We start from the raw sequence: 14,582 nt of genomic DNA, 5'->3' as shown, positions 1-14,582 counted from the left end.
TCGAATTAGAGGGGGAAAGCTACCGACGACAGCAACAGCTTAAGCAGGCTGGAAAGAGTAAAAAGTAAGACCACCCAACCGGCCATCATAGTTGTCGCGGACCGGACAAGATAGTTGACGCCAGACAGTCTACATAGGCCATACAGGAAAGGAGGGCTTCTTCGGTATCCAAGGCTTGGGATTTAAAGCGACTTTCCCAGAAATGGCCGGTGCACTCATCTTCCCGGTTGGCTTGCCTCGAAATTGGTTCATTCAGGCATTTCATAAACCAGCTCAAATCCGCCAACCGCTGCCGGAACGTTTCTGCGTACTCCTCAACTCGCCTGAGCTCTGCCGCACACAGCTCGTCACCCCGATGATAACGCTGCACCAGTGGTGGCCCTTTATAAAGGCTGCACCAGCGCGCCAGCACCCCATCCATGCTCCACGGCTCCACCTCATCCGGGCTGAGTTTCACCACCAGGTGATAATGGTTCGACATCACCGCATACGCGGCCACATCTACCGCAAACACTGATGCCAGAAGCCGGATTCGCTCTTCAATCCAGCCCCGCCGGTGCTCATAACAGCGCCCGGTGGCGCGGTCCTGCCCGCACAGGAATGTGCGGCGCACGCAGCGTGAGATCACGTGGTAGAAGGGGGTATCTGAAACGCTGACCAGTTCTGCTCTGGCTTTGGGCATGGTGGGGTCCTTGTCTTCCGTGACTGTTGACATGGTCATATCATGCATCAATAATTCGGATCTGTATAGATGTACAGTATTTTGGTGTTTTAGTGTGTTTCCCTTATTTCTGCTATTTCTCAAACTCTATTTTTGTATGTACAATAAATCCAGATGAATATTGAATTCGATCCAAGGAAGGATGAGAAGAACACTGAAAAGCACGGTGTTTCGTTAGCTGATGCCGCCAGGCTCGAATGGGATTGGGTGTGGGCTATGGAGGATTTTCGTAATGATTATGGCGAGCGCCGAATGATTGGGTATGGCCCCATAGGCGATCGTGTCTACTGTGTTGTTTACACAGAGCGAAAAGGCATCCGCCGCATAATCAGTCTTCGAAAGGCAAATCGTCGGGAGGTGAGGCTTTATGCAGACAAAATCTAAATCAGGTCGGAAGTTTACGCTGCCCTCGAGTGATGAAGAGTCTGGCATTAACGAGGGGATTGCACAAGACGCAGATACACGCGAGCTCACGGAAGAAGAGTTCCGCCGGTTGCGTCCGGTTGGTCGGCCCAAAGCGGAGACCACTAAAGAACGGATAACTATCAGACTTTCACCGGAGGTCGTTGAGCAGTTTCGCGCCACAGGCAGCGGCTGGCAAACCCGAATGGACAAGGCGCTTCAGGAGTATCTGAGAACCCACAGTCAGTCCGATATTGAGAGGTTGGGATAATGCACAACAATCGAGGGAATCTACTGCGCTAGAATTTGAGCACAGCGTGATTCATGGACAGGCACTAGCCTGACCCCCGGTTGGCCTGCCTCGCAATCGGCTCGTTCAGGCATTTCATAAACCAACTCAAGTCCGCCAACCGCTGCCGGAAGGTTTCAGCGTACTCCTCCACTCGCCGAAGTTCTGCAGCGCACAGTTCATCGCCCCGGTGATATCGCTGTACCAGTGGTGGCCCTTTATAGAGGCTGCACCAGCGCGCCAGAAACTGATCATGGACAGGCACTAGCCTGACCAGTTTCTGGCTTTCTATTTCACGGCGCCTAAGCCTAACCGATCATTGAATCATTATGGACAGGTACAGTAAGCGTCTGCATGATCATGGACAGGCACAAGCCAAGTCCGTAATTTAGATATTCCGCACTACCCGCCCTCTGCTCTTGTAGTGCTATGACCGGTCAGGCACAGGAAGGATCAAGGGTGCAGCAAACATCTATTTCCGACGTATCTGGAGTTGCTCATTCTATGGGCAGAGGCCTCCTCGTCTTCGTTTCGGCCATATGTGTACTGGCCTTTATTTTTATCTGATCATGGACAGGCACTAGCCTGACCCGATTCCCAAAGGCCCGGCGGTTTCGACCTCCGGGCCTTTGTTGTTTCTGGCCTTCGGTTTCACTGCGCCTAATTCGGCAAGCTGATCATGGACAGGCAAAAGCCAATTCCGTAGTTTAGTTATTCCGCACTACCCGCCCTCTGCTTTCGTAGTGCTATGACCGGTCAGGAACAGGAAGGATCAAGGGTGCAGCGAACATCTATTTCCGACGTATCTGGAGTTGCCCATTCTATGGGCAGAGGCCTCCTCGTCCTCGTTTCGGCCATATGTGTACTGGCCTTTATTCTAGTTCTGTTTTCGGACTTCCTTCCGCTACCGTTCGGCGGCTATGCAGACCAAAGGTTTTTTCTGGTTGCAGCAACCGGTTTGTTGGCCGCTGTGCCGTTTCTGTCCTTTACCCTTAAGTCGGCAATAAGGCCTGCTCAGTGCTTGGTTTTGCTTCCCTCATTCATGCTTTGCTTGGCCTTTATTGGGCTTGCCGCACCCTTTTGGAATCAGGCGTACACTTGGGTAGAGCCGGGTATGTACTCTTTTTATTTTATGGCCGCGATTGTATCGGGTGCCGGGCTGGCTTGGTCCGGGATCGGTACGGTCTTTGTGCGTTTTTTGATATTGATCATAGCTGCTACTTGTCTAATCTACGGCCTGACTTCAGTTAACGTTTACCTGTTTGCCATCTTTGATGGTGTAACAAAATTGATCGATTTTATTCCCTGGGGCTTCGTGAATATCCGGTATTGGAGCCATGTTGCCACCTGGTGCCTGCCGTTGATGCCGCTCGCTGTGTTGGTGGGTCCACTGAAAGATGTTCGTTCGTGGCGCATAGCCGTGCTGCTGGGTGCCGGGATGTGGTGGTGGATTCTGTTCCTGACTACCGGCCGGGGTTCTGCTTTGGGTATTGCGTTTGGGGTAATGCTGGCGGCTTTGCTGTTTGGCCGAAGGGCGTTTCCGTGGCTGAAAGTTTTTGTTACCTATCTCGCTGTGGGTATCCTTATCTGGTTGTTACTTTCTGTTCTGATTCCGACGATGTTGTCGGATGGCGGCATCCATGTCAGAACGGTTCATGCGGGTGGCTCCGGTCGCTTACCACTATTTATTGAAGCCTGGCAGATGAGCTTTCAAAACTTCCCGTTTGGAATGGGGCCACAGTCCTGGTTGACCCACGAGCGGCTCACGGCAGCATACTCCGCTGCTGGAAAGCTTGGCCATCCCCACAACATGTATCTGATGTGGGCCGCCGAATATGGCTGGGCGCTGATTGCTACGCTGGGGGTGGTGGTATTGCAGGCGATTCGTTACTTCTGGAGAACCCGTGCCGAGATGTTGGCCGAGAGTGCACCTAACGCCTCTGATGAAAAACTGCTGATGCTTGCGGCTTTCACGGCATCTGTTTCGGCAGCTTTGTTTCATGCCGGGGTGTCGGCGGTTTTCATGGCTCCGGGTTCGATGCTTGTGGGGCTATTTGTGTTGATAGCTTTCTGGGCGCTGATCGTTCCGGCCCAGCCTGCGCCGGCATCTGAGAACCATAAACGGAATAGCTCAACGCTGCAGATGGTAATTGCTCTTGCACTTTCTGCGGCTCTCGTCCTGGGCTGGATCGCTTGGGCTCAGGGTGTTTGGGTTTACCATCAGGATATGCGGGAAGATGAAGAGCTTTACTACAGTGACGTAGGGCAGGGTATATTGCCGAGGTTCTGGTTTCATGGGAATTTTCCGCGGGAATAATCTACTCGAGACTGATCATGATCATGGACAGGCACTAGCCTGCTGGCACTAGCCTGCTAGCCTGATCAAGTCTCCAAAGGCCCGGTGGTTCCGACCCAACTGATCATGGACAGGCACTAGCCTGACCAGACTCCCAAAGGCCCGGCGCTTTCGATCCCGGGTCTTTGTCGTTTCTGACTTTCGGTTTACTGCACCTATTTCGGGGTTATGGCAAAACAGCGGTGCTATCCCACCGTGAATTGTGGAAATCTGCCGATTTCAGGCGAGCGACGTTTTCGGCGGCTGCGCCGATAGTCTGATTTGAGAAAGAAGGGGAGGGAGCCTAAGCCGCTTGTCGTCGCCGTCCAGGATTTCGGTAATCCTGATAGCTATCTTCAAAGGCTGTCGCCCGGCGGCACCACCGTTCCGGGTCCAGATTCAGCCGTTCCAGAATCGGCAGCGCGTTTTCGTCAATAGCGCCCCGTTTGTCACTCCGGCTGATCCGCCCGGTGCAATCCACCAGTTCCAGGTAATCCTCAAAACTGAACAGGATGCCGCGCTGGAAGCCGTTTCGAATCATGCCTTCAAAACCCAGCAGTGGTTTTAGCGGCACCGCAAAATCATTTAGTGCCTGCTGTTCCGTTTGCCGTGCAATAGCTTCCGCCAGATCGAAGGTAGGATGAATGCGTTCTTTGATACTGGTGTGGTCGGAAGTCTCCGGTGTCTCTGCCATGGCGGCGCGGATGGGATTCAGGTCGACATAGGCCATGCAGGAGAGAAGGGCCTCTTCGGTGTCCAGCGCCTGGGATTTGAATCTACTCTCCCAGAAATGGCCCGTGCACTCATCTTCCCGGTTGGCTTGCCTCGCAATCGGCTCGTTCAGGCATTTCATAAACCAGCTCAAGTCCGCCAACCGCTGCCGGAAGGTTTCAGCGTACTCCTCCACTCGCCGAAGTTCTGCAGCGCACAGTTCATCGCCCCGGTGATATCGCTGCACCAGTGGTGGCCCCTTGTAAAGGCTGCACCAGCGCGCCAGCACCTCATCCATGCTCCACGGCTCTATGTCATCCGGGCTGAGCTTCACCACCAGGTGGTAGTGGTTCGACATCACCGCATAAGCGGCGACATCTATCGCGAACACAGATGCCAGCAACCGGATTCGCTCTTCAATCCATCCTCGCCGGTGCTCATAACAGCGCCCAGTGGCACGGTCTTGCCCGCACAGGAATGTGCGGCGCACGCAGCGTGAGATCATGTGGTAGAAGGGGGTATCTGAAACGCTGACCAGTTCTGCTCTGGCTTTGGGCATGGTGAAGTCCTTGTCTTCCGTGACTGTTGACATGGTCATATCATGCATCAATAATTTGAAGCTGTATATATGTACAGCATCTTGTTGCCGGATATAACTGGCTTATAAATGTTATTGGTTCCGGTGTTCCACTCAGTGGTATGGTTCGCGTATGATAAGGATCTTCAGAACGAAAACGTTTTATCGATGGATGCGGAAAAACGGAGTGAGCGATGATGATCTCCGCCAGGCAGTTATGGAAATGAATGAAGGTCTGATAGATGCGGATCTTGGTGGTGGAGTTTTTAAGAAAAGGATTGCATCGCACAGTCATGGCAAGAGAGGTGGCTCGAGAGCGCTTGTTGCCACCAACCTGGGTGACCGTTGGTTCTTTGTGTTTGGGTTTGCCAAGAACGAACGTTCAGACCTGTCGGCCAGGGAGTTGCGAGCGCTAAAGGCGTTGGCAGCGGATTTGTTGCAGTATTCAGACCAGGAGCTGCAGAAAGCTCAAATAAGCAAAGTGTTGAAAGAGATTACTTATGGCAACCACTGACAGAGACAACCGGCTGTTGAATGAAATTCGCGAAACAGCATTGGATCTCCATGCCGTTGGGCTGATAGGTAAACGGCGACTCGGCGAATACGAAGAGCTGTGTCGCACTGACAGTAGAGAGCTCCCGCCGGAAGAAATCCGGAATATTCGCAGCCAGACCCGTATGAGTCAGGCTGTGTTTGCTGCCATTCTTAACGTGAGTGTTTCAACCGTTCAGAAGTGGGAGACGGGTGAGAAAAAGCCTGCCGGAGCATCGCTGAAATTGTTGAACCTTGTGAGAAGAAAGGGCATCGAGATTTTGTATTTATAACTCTTATCAGCCATGCAATCGTAGACAGGCACTAGCCTGACCAAGCACTCCACCAACCATCTTTTATACTCTTTCACCAACACCCCTCCAGATTTGCGCTATGGTAAGCAAAAAGGAGGTTAGCATGCTCAAAAGGACGCTGCTTTTAATTAGTCTTTCCATTCCCGCACTCGGCCACTCTGCAGTTTACCAATGCAAGACCAACGGCCAGACGGTGTTTTCAGACCAGCCCTGTGGCGAAGATGCCCGGCGCATTCAGGTTAAAGCCCCGGCACGTATTGGCGGAGGCTCAATGCTGGGCAAGAGTGGCCAGGAATTTCTCGATCACAGGGACCGGAAAAGTGAGGTCGAAAGCATAGACCGGAGTATCGAGCGCCTGGAACGTCAGAAAGCCCGTGCAAAAATGAACATGGACAACGCGCTCATTCGCTATCAGCGGCAAAAAGCCAACGCCAACAACAACCTGGCCGGTGCCACCTGGGAAGGCTCGTTAGCTCAGGAAGCAGAGGTGCTTCGCAAGCGGTATCAGGCAGAGATTGACGGAGTTAACCGGGAAATCGACCACCTGCGTGCGGAGCGGCGGCGAATACTTCAATAACCGGGTCAGCCCCCGCTAAAGATCATGGACAGGCACTAGCTTAGTGCTAGGTCAACTAAGCTAAATCGTCCATCCCAACATCAAGCGCCTCGGCCAGGGCTTTCAGAACTTTGGTGGACGCAGTTTTGCCAGTGTTCTCAATCTGGCTGATGTATGACTTGCCAACTCCGGCCGCCTTGCCAAGGGCTTCTTGGGTCAGCCCGCGGTATTCTCGCCAGATCTTCACCGGGTGTTCTTTCCCGGTTATCAGGCGTTCGGCAATGTCTCCCGGAACGGTTTCATCCTCGCCGATGGCCAGCTCCTTCATTGCAGCGCTGGCGTCTGCAGCATCCTGCGCATCTTCAGCAAGTGCCAGCAGCTCGAGATACTCGTTGTAGGGCACCACGGCATATTCTGGTTTGCCTTCTCGTTCAATAATTTGAGCACTCATTTGTAAACGTCTCCTCTTGTGCCAACCTTCAACACCAGTACCACTAATTCACTGGGGGGCGCGAACAGGCACTTGTTAATTCCTACAGCACCTGATCGGGCTTCGTCAATTTCCTTATAAACCACATAGAACCCGGCACGTTTGTGGTGGCAGCACAGATACGCGAAGTAGGGCTCAAGAGGTGCACACCGATCGGTGAGTAGCCCAGAACGTCAGATACAGACTTCAAAAGGGGGCGGTTCGAATGAGCCTAGATTCAGAGCAGCGTTCGCCACCCATCTTTACCTCGTAATACACCTGGGTTTCAGACCCACTGAAGAATTTCTCCAAGGAGCTTGCTTTTCGTCGATACACAACGCTGGTCAGGACCATTGTTCGAGAATCCTCAATCTCAGTATCGCTCGGGTACACCGGGCGATAGGCAATCTCTCCCGCCAAACCCTGGTCTCTGAAAAGCTTTGCAGTTTGAGACTCCTGGTCCTCTTGGATACGTGTAACGTAAAGAGTCGAGGTGATTGAGCGCCCCTTCAGTTTTGATGCCAAAAATGTTTTCTCAATCGTGCAGTTTTCGAACCTCTCCAAGTGAGGAGAAAGCCACGCAGAAAATGCAAGGTTCGGTATAAGACCTAAGCTGACCAGCACAAGGAAAGAGAGAGGAATGCGCCATAAAGGCGCATTCCTTCTGCGATTACTCCAGTTTTTCGTAACTGAAGCGATCACGGATGTACTCATTGAAATACCCTCCCTTAGATGAGGCGGATAGTAGGCCGTTAAATGTAGACTCGGGGACATCGCTGTAGCGATATACACCGCCGATGGTTCCCCTCACCAAGCCCATGACCAGATCATTGTCGTTCGTAAGGTGACCGACTGAGTCAGGATATACAATGCCCGCAGCACCCCCTGGGTTATATACGGGCGACGCGATCTGCATATTACCCAGCATTGGGTATTGGGCTAAGGAGTAGCCATTGAATTTGAGCATGGACAGACACAGAGCGAAAAGGCATCTGCCGCATAATCAGTCTTCGAACTGATTATAGACAGGAAATAGTCTGAATAGCCTGCCAATTTTTTGATTGGGTCTTGGTGAGTCTTTGTTTACCATATGGCGTGTGGTGCCAGTGACGGCCCCGAAATCGATGGATGACTCTTCAAGGAAAGAAGGCGCAAAGGAATGAGCAAGAAAGTTGTGTTGCTGGGTGACTTGGGTACAGATCACCAAGGATTCCCACCCACGCCGGTTATTGCCGGCTCCCCCGATGTCCTGATCGACGGCAAACCTGTTGCCCGCGTGGGTGATCCTCTCGCCCCGCACTCCAAGCCCAAACACCCTCCCCACCCGCGAGCCATCGCTGCGGGTTCGGCAACCGTGCTCATCAACGGTATTCCTGCGGCAGTCACAGGCAGCGCGGTCTCGTGCGGGGGCGTCACTACCGGCAGTGGTAGCGTTGTGATTGGCGATACCTTCACGCCCACGCCGTTTTCGGGTATCTCACCGGCGCCGTCAAAGCCAGCTCCGCAAGCGGCCTCTCGCGCTAATCTCTCTGGCAGCGCTATTCCGGAATCACAAAGTGCCAGCGGTGTCGGTAATGGCACGAACAATGCCTCTGCAGGTGGGCCCGCTGCATCCAGTATGACGGCATCAACTCCAATCTCATCCCCAACAAAGGATCAGTCTCAGGCTGCGGTAGAGCCGGGTTACCACGTCGTTCAGAGGCCGATGAGCAAAACGGAATTGTTGAACGCCTTGTACGGAGACGCCTCGGCAAAGCCAGATCATTTTGATCGTTTGAATCCAGGCCTGGGCGGACAGCTGATGCCCGGTGAGATGGTTGTGCTGGGTGACCCTGAGGGCATGGAATGCACTCAAAAAGAAGTCGAGTTGATGGAGGTGGCGGCGCAGGTAAATGCCCAGGTTAGGTCACTGGAACAGGATGAAGCGCAGTTTCTTGTCAAATACTACGATTTATTGGAAGCCATCACCTCGACCGGTTCGGCGGGGCTGGGTGCTGGAGCCGTGATGGTTTCCAAACAGATTAGTAGCATTGAGTCGACTTTAAAGAACATCGAGCGGCTTCATCAGGACAGTTACCGGAAACATGGGCATCTCAACCATCCCGAGTTCTTCGAGAAACGGCGGGCGCTTTTCAAGAAACTGGATTTTGCTTTGGGAAGTGTGGCCCGCAAGGGGATGTCACTGGATGATGATGCAAAACTAAAGCGGGCGTTGGGATTATCGTCCAGGAGCATTGTGCATAATTGGAAGACGGCTGGGGTTGGCGGTATACCTGGGTATGCAACGCATTATGAGCGAGTGGCTCGGGGAGCAAAATATGCCCGAAATGTGGGATATCTTGGGATCACCCTGGATGTGTCTATGTCTGCGATGAAAATCAGTGAGGCATGCTCTGTGGGCGACGAGAAAGAGTGTCAGGCTGTGGCGTATAGGGAAAGTGGAAAACTAGTGGGCGCTACAATCTTTGGTGCCGCTGGTGGTGCTTTGGCGGGCGCCTGTACATTAGTGGGTGTAACCACTGCAGGAATAGGCGGTGTTGCCTGCGCGGTCATTGTTGGGGGATTGGGAGCTACAGCGGGAGGTCAGTTCGGTTCTGGTCTCGGTGAGGCTGCGGGTGAGCTTGTGCGGGAATCAATTCATGAATGACGGGAAGCTCATGAATATTGCAGAAATGATATTTCTAATTTCGATGCTCGGAGGATTTCTTCTCTTGGTTCTGATATTAACGATATTGTTTCCTAAGGTTGTGGACGTTGAAAACCGTATCGCGACACCTGGTAAGCAACTGGATAGTGTTCGTGATCTATGGGGTAATGGTCCGATTGGGCGTTGGATGCGTGTAGTTCATGTCTTTGCTTTTTTTGTATTTCGGAACCTTCCTAGGGTTGGTCCGCGGATTGAATCCAGGATGGGTGATGAAAGCGAGACGCTTCCGAGGAGCCTCAAGCTCTGGGCTGTTGTGCCAGTGTCGGCTTTTTTCATCTCGATTATTGTCTCGATTCTGGCTGCTTGGTTTCTTGGGATATTGGACTAGCCCATGCTGCTACCCTCTACAACCAGTCGTTTGGTATCAGCGTGATTCATGGACAGGCACTAGCCCGGATTTCTCATGAGAAGGTAGCGTAAGGAGGAAGGGAGCGGCTGAAAGTGCTATGGTTTCAGGACCTTACACCATCACCACTGAACCAACAGCCGCTATCCAAAATGGTACCTGAAAAGCTGACCTTCTCGCCACTTTCTCGCCGCCAAATTGAAGCCGATTTTTCCGGTGGTCATATCACCTCCGATGCTGGACTGCTCCTGCTTCGGGAAGTCGATAAACAGCACCGTCTGACTCAGCGCCTGGCCTCGGTGCTTAACGATTCACGGAATCCAGTGCTGGTTCGCCACAAGTTGGAAACCATGACTCGGCAACGGGTCTTCGGCGTGGCGGCAGGATACGAAGACCTGAACGATCATGAGGTGCTGCGTTTTGATCAGGCCCTGCAAACCGCGGTTGGCAAAGAGAGCGATTTAGCCGGCAAGTCCACGCTGTGCCGAATGGAGCAGCAGGTGGACAGGCAATCGGTCGTTAAAGCCCACGAACTACTTTGGCATCACTTTATCGAACAGCACGAGACACCGCCGAAGGAAATCGTGCTGGATTTTGACGGTACCGATATTCCGGTTCATGGTGACCAGCCCGGCAAGTTCTTTAACGCTTATTACGACCACCACTGTTACTTTCCGCTGTACGTGTTCTGCGGCCGTCACCTGCTGGTGAGCTACCTGCGCACCAGTAACCGCAGTGACAGCCGCCACAGCTGGGCCATTCTGGCCCTGCTGGTGAAGTTCATTCGGCAGTACTGGCCTGATACCCGCATCGTGTTCCGGGGTGACAGCGGCTTCTACCGTCCCCGATTGCTGAGCTGGTGCGACCGGAATAACGTGGATTACCTGGTCGGCATCAGCAAAAACAGCCGGTTGCTCAGGGACGTGGAAGCGCCGTCACAACTGGTCCGGGACACGCACCAGAAAGTCAGTAAAAAAGTCTCCGCCACTTATCGGTTTCGGTATCAGGCGCATTCCTGGAAGTTCCCTCGCTGGGTGGTGGCTCGCCTGGAAGAAGGCGAGCTGGGTTCCAACCCTCGCTTCGTGATCAGCTCCCGCTATGACGACGGTTTTAAGCTCTATTACGAACAGTACTGCGCCCGAGGCGACATGGAGAACAGGATCAAGGACCAACAGCTGTATCTGTTCGCGGATCGAACGTCGAGCGTTCAGTGGTGGACCAATCAATGGCGGCTGATCCTGTCTGGCTTCGCTTACACCTTGTTCGAGCGATTACGAGAGCACCTGAAAAAGACGCCCTTCGAACGGATGAGCGCCAGCAACCTGCGGCTGAAGCTGATCAAAGTTGGCGCGGTCATCATCCGCAATACTCGCCGAATCCGAGTGTTGATGAGTGACAGCTATCCCTACAAAGACGAACTCACGGATCTGGTACGCCGGCTTGCTCCGGGTTAGATGCCCGGGCTCCCCCGGCCCGACGCAATGGGGGAAAGGGGGCCGTGTGTCCAGGCAACAGAAATTGATCAATAATTAGCCAATAATGGCCGCACCTGAGCGGTCATGGCGGTAACCCGCCCGGTCTGCGAGACTGGCTGGGTGGCTATGAGAAATCCGGGCTAGCCTTCGCTAAAGATCATGGACAGGCACCAGTGTCCTCCATAGCAAGTGTAAACTCAGCTTTTAACGACCGGTATGGTAAATTGGCAGTCTTGAAAACAACTGACAGTTGCACCGCCAACCGGAGCCGCAATGCCCACCGCCACAGACAACCACTGGTCAATGCCACCCAACCCCGAAAAAGCACTTATGCTTGCACAACGTGCGGTGTCGGTATTTGTTTACGATGCAGTGCGCCTGGAGGGCATCAACTTCACGTTGCCGGAGGTGCAAACCTTGCTACAGGGTGTCACAGTGGGTGGGCACCAGCTGAGCGATCAGCAAATCGCGGTTAATCAGGGCGAGGCCTGGAAGCTGCTGTTTCAGATGATCCGGGAAAGGATCTTCAGTTTATCGGCCGATTGCGCGATGGCTCTGCATGCGGTTGCTGCAAGGGAAGAAGCGTTGGAGTGGGGCTGTTTTCGCAGTGGCTCCGTACTGATTGCCGGCACTGATTACGAGCCGCCTGCTGCCAGCGAACTTCCAGCACGTTTTGACCGCATGATCGATGACCTACAACACATGGATGATGTTTACGATCAGGCTGTCCACCTGTTCCTGACCATGGCCCGTTGCCAGTTTTTCTACGATGTAAACAAACGCATGGGGCGTTTTATGATGAACGGCCACCTGCTGAGCAACGGCTATCCTGCCATCAATATCCCGGCTTCACGCCAACTCGAGTTCAATGAACTTATGCTCCGCTTTTACGAGTCCGGCGATCAGTGTGAAATGAATGCATTCGTGCGTAGCTGCATGGACGAACGGGTCGTTCGTATTATGAAAGAAGAGTAGGCGGGTCAGACCCCCGGCGAGCTTACTCGTAAGTGCAGAAGTAAGCCGTATCCAACTCAGTCTTCACCTTAAAACTGGTATTCGCGGCCACCTCAAAAGCCTTTCCGGCATCGTATCGAACCCAGCTCTTACTGCCCGGCAGCTGCACAGTCAGCGCGCCACTGACAACCGTCATCATTTCCTTTTGGCTGGTACCGAACTCATACTCACCCGGGCTGATGACAAGATTCCGTGGACAGGCACTTGTTAATTCTGGGCACTTGTTAATTCTGCATTCGATCCTGCCCGTACAGGCATAATTCTCTGTGCTGGTGAGAAGACAGGGAAAGACAAGCGGTTTTATGATGAGATGATTCCACTGGCAGATCGAGAATTTACCGCCCATTTGGAAATGCTCAAGGGAGGAATCTGATATGGCAAGTTCTTTGGACACACTGCTGGCTAACGAAAAGCCGGAAGTTGTCAGGCAGGCGCAGCTAAAGGCTGATCGCATACTTATGGAGATTCGTCTCAGCGAGGTGCGTGCATTATTGCAGAAAACCCAGAAGGATATGGCGGAGGCCATGGGTGTGACCCAGCCTACGATTGCGAATATGGAAAAGGCTGGTAAAGACTTGAAGCTATCATCTATTAAGCGAAACGTGGAGAGTGCGGGAGCGAAAGTCCGTTTGGATATTGAGCTTCCTGATGGGACTCATCTGGCCATTCCTCTGTAAAAGCACTGGCTGATTTCCGTGCGCGTCATGCAATCGTCTGCAATCGTGGACAGGCACTTGTGAGCAACGGATGTGTTTTCGATGGACTGCTGACGGTCCGGAAGATGTTGAAATTGTTGATTACCACTGAGGAGGTCGCACAATGATTAGCAATGGTATGCGCCCCATTCACCCTGGAGAGATTCTACGGGAAGAGTATCTGGAGCCGCTGGAGATGAGCGTAAATGCGCTCTCGAAGGCTTTGAATGTTCCTGCGACGCGGATGAACGAGATCGTTCGTGAGAACCGGGGCGTTTCCGCAGACACAGCGCTGCGACTAGCTCGTTACTTTGGCACCAGTGCGCGGTTCTGGTTGAACCTGCAAACTGAGTTTGAGCTGCGCCAGGCTCAGCTGGGCAAAGAAGCTAAGATTGCTAAGGAGATACAGCCGCACGCTGCTTGAAAACTTGGCGTGATTCATCGTGATTCATGGACAGGCACTAGCTTTAGCCCCTCAAAAGGACGCTGCTTTTAATTAGTCTTTCCATTCCCGCACTCGGCCACACTGCAGTTTACCAATGCAAGACCAACGGCCAGACGGTGTTTTCAGACCAGCCCTGCGGCGAGCCTGACCATGGACATAAGCTGATCATGGACAGGCACTTGTTAATTCGAGCCTGACCATGGACATAAGCTGATCATGGACAGGCACTTGTTAATTAACGAGGGCATTATGGATCTCTTTGACCAATTCACCCCGCCAGAAAACCTGCTGCCTTACGATGGCGATGTCCGTTATTACGGCACGGTGATGGGGCAAGGGCAGGCGGATGATTTCTTCCGGCGTTTGCTGGAGGAAATCCCCTGGGCCCACGACGAGCTGGTGATGTTCGGCCGGCCTGTGGTCACCCGCCGTAAGGTGGCCTGGTATGGCGACCGGCCGTTTGCTTATACCTATTCAAGGGCCACCAAGCAGGCGCTGCCCTGGGTTCCGGTGCTGGCGGAGTTGAAAGCGCTGGTCGAGCAGCACAGTGGCGAGCGCTATAACTCCTGCCTGCTCAACCTTTATCACAATGGCGAGGAGACAATGGGTTGGCACAGTGATGACGAGGCCGAACTGGAAAAGCACGGCACGATTGCCTCGTTCAGTCTCGGTGCGCCCCGGCGGTTTGTATTCCGGCACAAGCAGAGCAAGGATCAAATAAAGCTAATGCTGGAACACGGTAGCCTGCTGGAGATGAAGGGAAGTACCCAGGCCTTCTGGCAGCACAGCCTCCCGGCGACGAAGACGGTGCAATCGCCGCGGATTAATCTGACATTTCGGGCTATGGTGGCATAGCGGGGTCAGACCCCCGATACATTTCGCTTTGCCAAATGTACCGGGCTGTGGGGCTTCACGCGTTAATCATGGGTAGGCACTCGCTTGGACACTAGCCTGACCCGGTCATCGACAGGCTCCAGGCGTTGCCTGTGCACTGT

The 14,582-nt window shown here is 53.3% G+C and carries 20 protein-coding genes; 14 read left to right on the top strand and 6 right to left on the bottom strand.

Annotated features, from left to right (window positions below; translation table 11 throughout):
- Nucleotides 1-85 precede the first annotated feature (85 nt).
- Nucleotides 86-715 (bottom strand): transposase, encoded by a 630-nt coding sequence (locus LWH94_RS14360; RefSeq protein WP_232902654.1) that lies wholly within the window; start codon nucleotides 713-715, stop codon nucleotides 86-88.
- A 120-nt stretch (nucleotides 716-835) separates the two neighbouring features.
- On the opposite strand from LWH94_RS14360, the gene LWH94_RS14355 reads away from it, so the two are divergent.
- From LWH94_RS14355 to LWH94_RS14345, 3 genes are all read left to right on the top strand, one after another.
- Nucleotides 836-1,105, top strand: a complete 270-nt coding sequence (locus LWH94_RS14355) for a BrnT family toxin (protein WP_023011846.1) — start codon at nucleotides 836-838, stop codon at nucleotides 1,103-1,105.
- The gene (locus LWH94_RS14350; RefSeq protein ID WP_022987718.1) at nucleotides 1,089-1,394 is read left to right on the top strand and encodes a BrnA antitoxin family protein; all 306 of its coding nucleotides are present in this window, start codon (nucleotides 1,089-1,091) and stop codon (nucleotides 1,392-1,394) included. Before LWH94_RS14355 ends, LWH94_RS14350 begins: the two co-directional genes overlap by 17 nt.
- Before the next feature lie 841 nt (nucleotides 1,395-2,235).
- Nucleotides 2,236-3,729 (top strand): O-antigen ligase family protein, encoded by a 1,494-nt coding sequence (locus LWH94_RS14345; RefSeq protein WP_232902653.1) that lies wholly within the window; start codon nucleotides 2,236-2,238, stop codon nucleotides 3,727-3,729.
- A gap of 322 nt (nucleotides 3,730-4,051) precedes the next feature.
- Here the strand turns inward: LWH94_RS14345 and LWH94_RS14340 are convergent, their stop codons facing one another.
- On the bottom strand, nucleotides 4,052-5,050 hold the full coding sequence (locus LWH94_RS14340) for a transposase (RefSeq protein ID WP_232902652.1): 999 nt from the start codon (nucleotides 5,048-5,050) through the stop codon (nucleotides 4,052-4,054).
- Between the two features lie 118 nt (nucleotides 5,051-5,168).
- Here LWH94_RS14340 and LWH94_RS14335 point away from each other — a divergent pair, with 118 nt between their 5' ends.
- From LWH94_RS14335 to LWH94_RS14325, 3 genes are all read left to right on the top strand, one after another.
- Complete coding sequence (locus LWH94_RS14335; RefSeq protein WP_269802604.1) at nucleotides 5,169-5,549, top strand: type II toxin-antitoxin system RelE/ParE family toxin; 381 nt, start codon at nucleotides 5,169-5,171, stop codon at nucleotides 5,547-5,549.
- The gene (locus LWH94_RS14330; protein WP_011786122.1) at nucleotides 5,536-5,859 is read left to right on the top strand and encodes a helix-turn-helix domain-containing protein; all 324 of its coding nucleotides are present in this window, start codon (nucleotides 5,536-5,538) and stop codon (nucleotides 5,857-5,859) included. Before LWH94_RS14335 ends, LWH94_RS14330 begins: the two co-directional genes overlap by 14 nt.
- A gap of 124 nt (nucleotides 5,860-5,983) precedes the next feature.
- Nucleotides 5,984-6,457 carry a DUF4124 domain-containing protein gene (locus LWH94_RS14325; RefSeq protein WP_232902650.1) on the top strand — a complete coding sequence of 158 codons (474 nt, stop codon included), beginning with the start codon at nucleotides 5,984-5,986 and terminating at the stop codon, nucleotides 6,455-6,457.
- Nucleotides 6,458-6,512: 55 nt separating this feature from the next.
- On the opposite strand, the gene LWH94_RS14320 is transcribed toward LWH94_RS14325, so the two are convergent.
- The 3 genes from LWH94_RS14320 to LWH94_RS19650 form a co-directional block, all read right to left on the bottom strand.
- On the bottom strand, nucleotides 6,513-6,887 hold the full coding sequence (locus LWH94_RS14320; RefSeq protein ID WP_022987716.1) for a helix-turn-helix domain-containing protein: 375 nt from the start codon (nucleotides 6,885-6,887) through the stop codon (nucleotides 6,513-6,515).
- Between the two features lie 225 nt (nucleotides 6,888-7,112).
- The gene (locus LWH94_RS14315) at nucleotides 7,113-7,619 is read right to left on the bottom strand and encodes a hypothetical protein (RefSeq protein ID WP_232902649.1); all 507 of its coding nucleotides are present in this window, start codon (nucleotides 7,617-7,619) and stop codon (nucleotides 7,113-7,115) included.
- Entirely contained in the window at nucleotides 7,576-7,725 is a 150-nt protein-coding gene (locus LWH94_RS19650) for a KTSC domain-containing protein (RefSeq protein ID WP_442914998.1), read from the bottom strand. The genes LWH94_RS14315 and LWH94_RS19650 overlap by 44 nt, the downstream gene beginning before the upstream one ends.
- Nucleotides 7,726-8,064: 339 nt before the next feature.
- Between LWH94_RS19650 and LWH94_RS14310 the strand changes: the two genes are divergently transcribed.
- The 4 genes from LWH94_RS14310 (at nucleotide 8,065) to LWH94_RS14295 (ending at nucleotide 12,408) form a co-directional block, all read left to right on the top strand.
- Nucleotides 8,065-9,552 (top strand): type VI secretion system PAAR protein, encoded by a 1,488-nt coding sequence (locus tag LWH94_RS14310; protein WP_232902648.1) that lies wholly within the window; start codon nucleotides 8,065-8,067, stop codon nucleotides 9,550-9,552.
- Nucleotides 9,545-9,940, top strand: a complete 396-nt coding sequence (locus LWH94_RS14305) for a hypothetical protein (protein WP_230714405.1) — start codon at nucleotides 9,545-9,547, stop codon at nucleotides 9,938-9,940. The genes LWH94_RS14310 and LWH94_RS14305 overlap by 8 nt, the downstream gene beginning before the upstream one ends.
- Nucleotides 9,941-10,110: 170 nt before the next feature.
- On the top strand, nucleotides 10,111-11,412 hold the full coding sequence (locus LWH94_RS14300) for an IS1380 family transposase (RefSeq protein ID WP_232902647.1): 1,302 nt from the start codon (nucleotides 10,111-10,113) through the stop codon (nucleotides 11,410-11,412).
- 294 nt (nucleotides 11,413-11,706) lie between these two features.
- On the top strand, nucleotides 11,707-12,408 hold the full coding sequence (locus LWH94_RS14295) for a Fic family protein (RefSeq protein ID WP_232902646.1): 702 nt from the start codon (nucleotides 11,707-11,709) through the stop codon (nucleotides 12,406-12,408).
- Nucleotides 12,409-12,430: 22 nt separating this feature from the next.
- Here the strand turns inward: LWH94_RS14295 and ppnP are convergent, their stop codons facing one another.
- The gene (ppnP, locus tag LWH94_RS14290; protein WP_332875501.1) at nucleotides 12,431-12,688 is read right to left on the bottom strand and encodes a pyrimidine/purine nucleoside phosphorylase; all 258 of its coding nucleotides are present in this window, start codon (nucleotides 12,686-12,688) and stop codon (nucleotides 12,431-12,433) included.
- 133 nt (nucleotides 12,689-12,821) lie between these two features.
- Between ppnP and LWH94_RS14285 the strand changes: the two genes are divergently transcribed.
- From LWH94_RS14285 to LWH94_RS14275, 4 genes are all read left to right on the top strand, one after another.
- On the top strand, nucleotides 12,822-13,124 hold the full coding sequence (locus LWH94_RS14285) for a helix-turn-helix domain-containing protein (RefSeq protein ID WP_232902645.1): 303 nt from the start codon (nucleotides 12,822-12,824) through the stop codon (nucleotides 13,122-13,124).
- Nucleotides 13,125-13,266: 142 nt separating this feature from the next.
- Complete coding sequence (locus tag LWH94_RS14280) at nucleotides 13,267-13,566, top strand: HigA family addiction module antitoxin (protein WP_232902644.1); 300 nt, start codon at nucleotides 13,267-13,269, stop codon at nucleotides 13,564-13,566.
- 62 nt (nucleotides 13,567-13,628) lie between these two features.
- Nucleotides 13,629-13,784, top strand: coding sequence for a DUF4124 domain-containing protein (locus LWH94_RS19645; protein WP_442914997.1), 156 nt, complete (start codon nucleotides 13,629-13,631; stop codon nucleotides 13,782-13,784).
- A 52-nt stretch (nucleotides 13,785-13,836) separates the two neighbouring features.
- Entirely contained in the window at nucleotides 13,837-14,442 is a 606-nt protein-coding gene (locus LWH94_RS14275) for an alpha-ketoglutarate-dependent dioxygenase AlkB family protein (RefSeq protein ID WP_232902643.1), read from the top strand.
- Nucleotides 14,443-14,582 lie beyond the last annotated feature (140 nt).

The organism is Marinobacter sp. G11 (genome assembly GCF_021282325.1).
GTDB classification, from domain to species: domain Bacteria; phylum Pseudomonadota; class Gammaproteobacteria; order Pseudomonadales; family Oleiphilaceae; genus Marinobacter; species Marinobacter vinifirmus.
Note: the sequence above shows the minus strand (reverse complement) of the source record. Positions and strands in the feature narration are given on the sequence as shown.

Bases quoted from the DNA above. Each gene is read 5' to 3' on its own strand.
- LWH94_RS14360 (WP_232902654.1), bottom strand. From the start codon at position 715: ATGTCAACAGTCACGGAAGACAAGGACCCCACCATGCCCAAAGCCAGA.
- LWH94_RS14355 (WP_023011846.1), top strand. From the start codon at position 836: ATGAATATTGAATTCGATCCAAGGAAGGATGAGAAGAACACTGAAAAG.
- LWH94_RS14350 (WP_022987718.1), top strand. From the start codon at position 1,089: ATGCAGACAAAATCTAAATCAGGTCGGAAGTTTACGCTGCCCTCGAGT.
- LWH94_RS14345 (WP_232902653.1), top strand. From the start codon at position 2,236: ATGGGCAGAGGCCTCCTCGTCCTCGTTTCGGCCATATGTGTACTGGCC.
- LWH94_RS14340 (WP_232902652.1), bottom strand. From the start codon at position 5,050: ATGTCAACAGTCACGGAAGACAAGGACTTCACCATGCCCAAAGCCAGA.
- LWH94_RS14335 (WP_269802604.1), top strand. From the start codon at position 5,169: ATGATAAGGATCTTCAGAACGAAAACGTTTTATCGATGGATGCGGAAA.
- LWH94_RS14330 (WP_011786122.1), top strand. From the start codon at position 5,536: ATGGCAACCACTGACAGAGACAACCGGCTGTTGAATGAAATTCGCGAA.
- LWH94_RS14325 (WP_232902650.1), top strand. From the start codon at position 5,984: ATGCTCAAAAGGACGCTGCTTTTAATTAGTCTTTCCATTCCCGCACTC.
- LWH94_RS14320 (WP_022987716.1), bottom strand. From the start codon at position 6,887: ATGAGTGCTCAAATTATTGAACGAGAAGGCAAACCAGAATATGCCGTG.
- LWH94_RS14315 (WP_232902649.1), bottom strand. From the start codon at position 7,619: ATGAGTACATCCGTGATCGCTTCAGTTACGAAAAACTGGAGTAATCGC.
- LWH94_RS19650 (WP_442914998.1), bottom strand. From the start codon at position 7,725: ATGGGCTTGGTGAGGGGAACCATCGGCGGTGTATATCGCTACAGCGAT.
- LWH94_RS14310 (WP_232902648.1), top strand. From the start codon at position 8,065: ATGAGCAAGAAAGTTGTGTTGCTGGGTGACTTGGGTACAGATCACCAA.
- LWH94_RS14305 (WP_230714405.1), top strand. From the start codon at position 9,545: ATGAATGACGGGAAGCTCATGAATATTGCAGAAATGATATTTCTAATT.
- LWH94_RS14300 (WP_232902647.1), top strand. From the start codon at position 10,111: ATGGTACCTGAAAAGCTGACCTTCTCGCCACTTTCTCGCCGCCAAATT.
- LWH94_RS14295 (WP_232902646.1), top strand. From the start codon at position 11,707: ATGCCCACCGCCACAGACAACCACTGGTCAATGCCACCCAACCCCGAA.
- LWH94_RS14285 (WP_232902645.1), top strand. From the start codon at position 12,822: ATGGCAAGTTCTTTGGACACACTGCTGGCTAACGAAAAGCCGGAAGTT.
- LWH94_RS14280 (WP_232902644.1), top strand. From the start codon at position 13,267: ATGATTAGCAATGGTATGCGCCCCATTCACCCTGGAGAGATTCTACGG.
- LWH94_RS14275 (WP_232902643.1), top strand. From the start codon at position 13,837: ATGGATCTCTTTGACCAATTCACCCCGCCAGAAAACCTGCTGCCTTAC.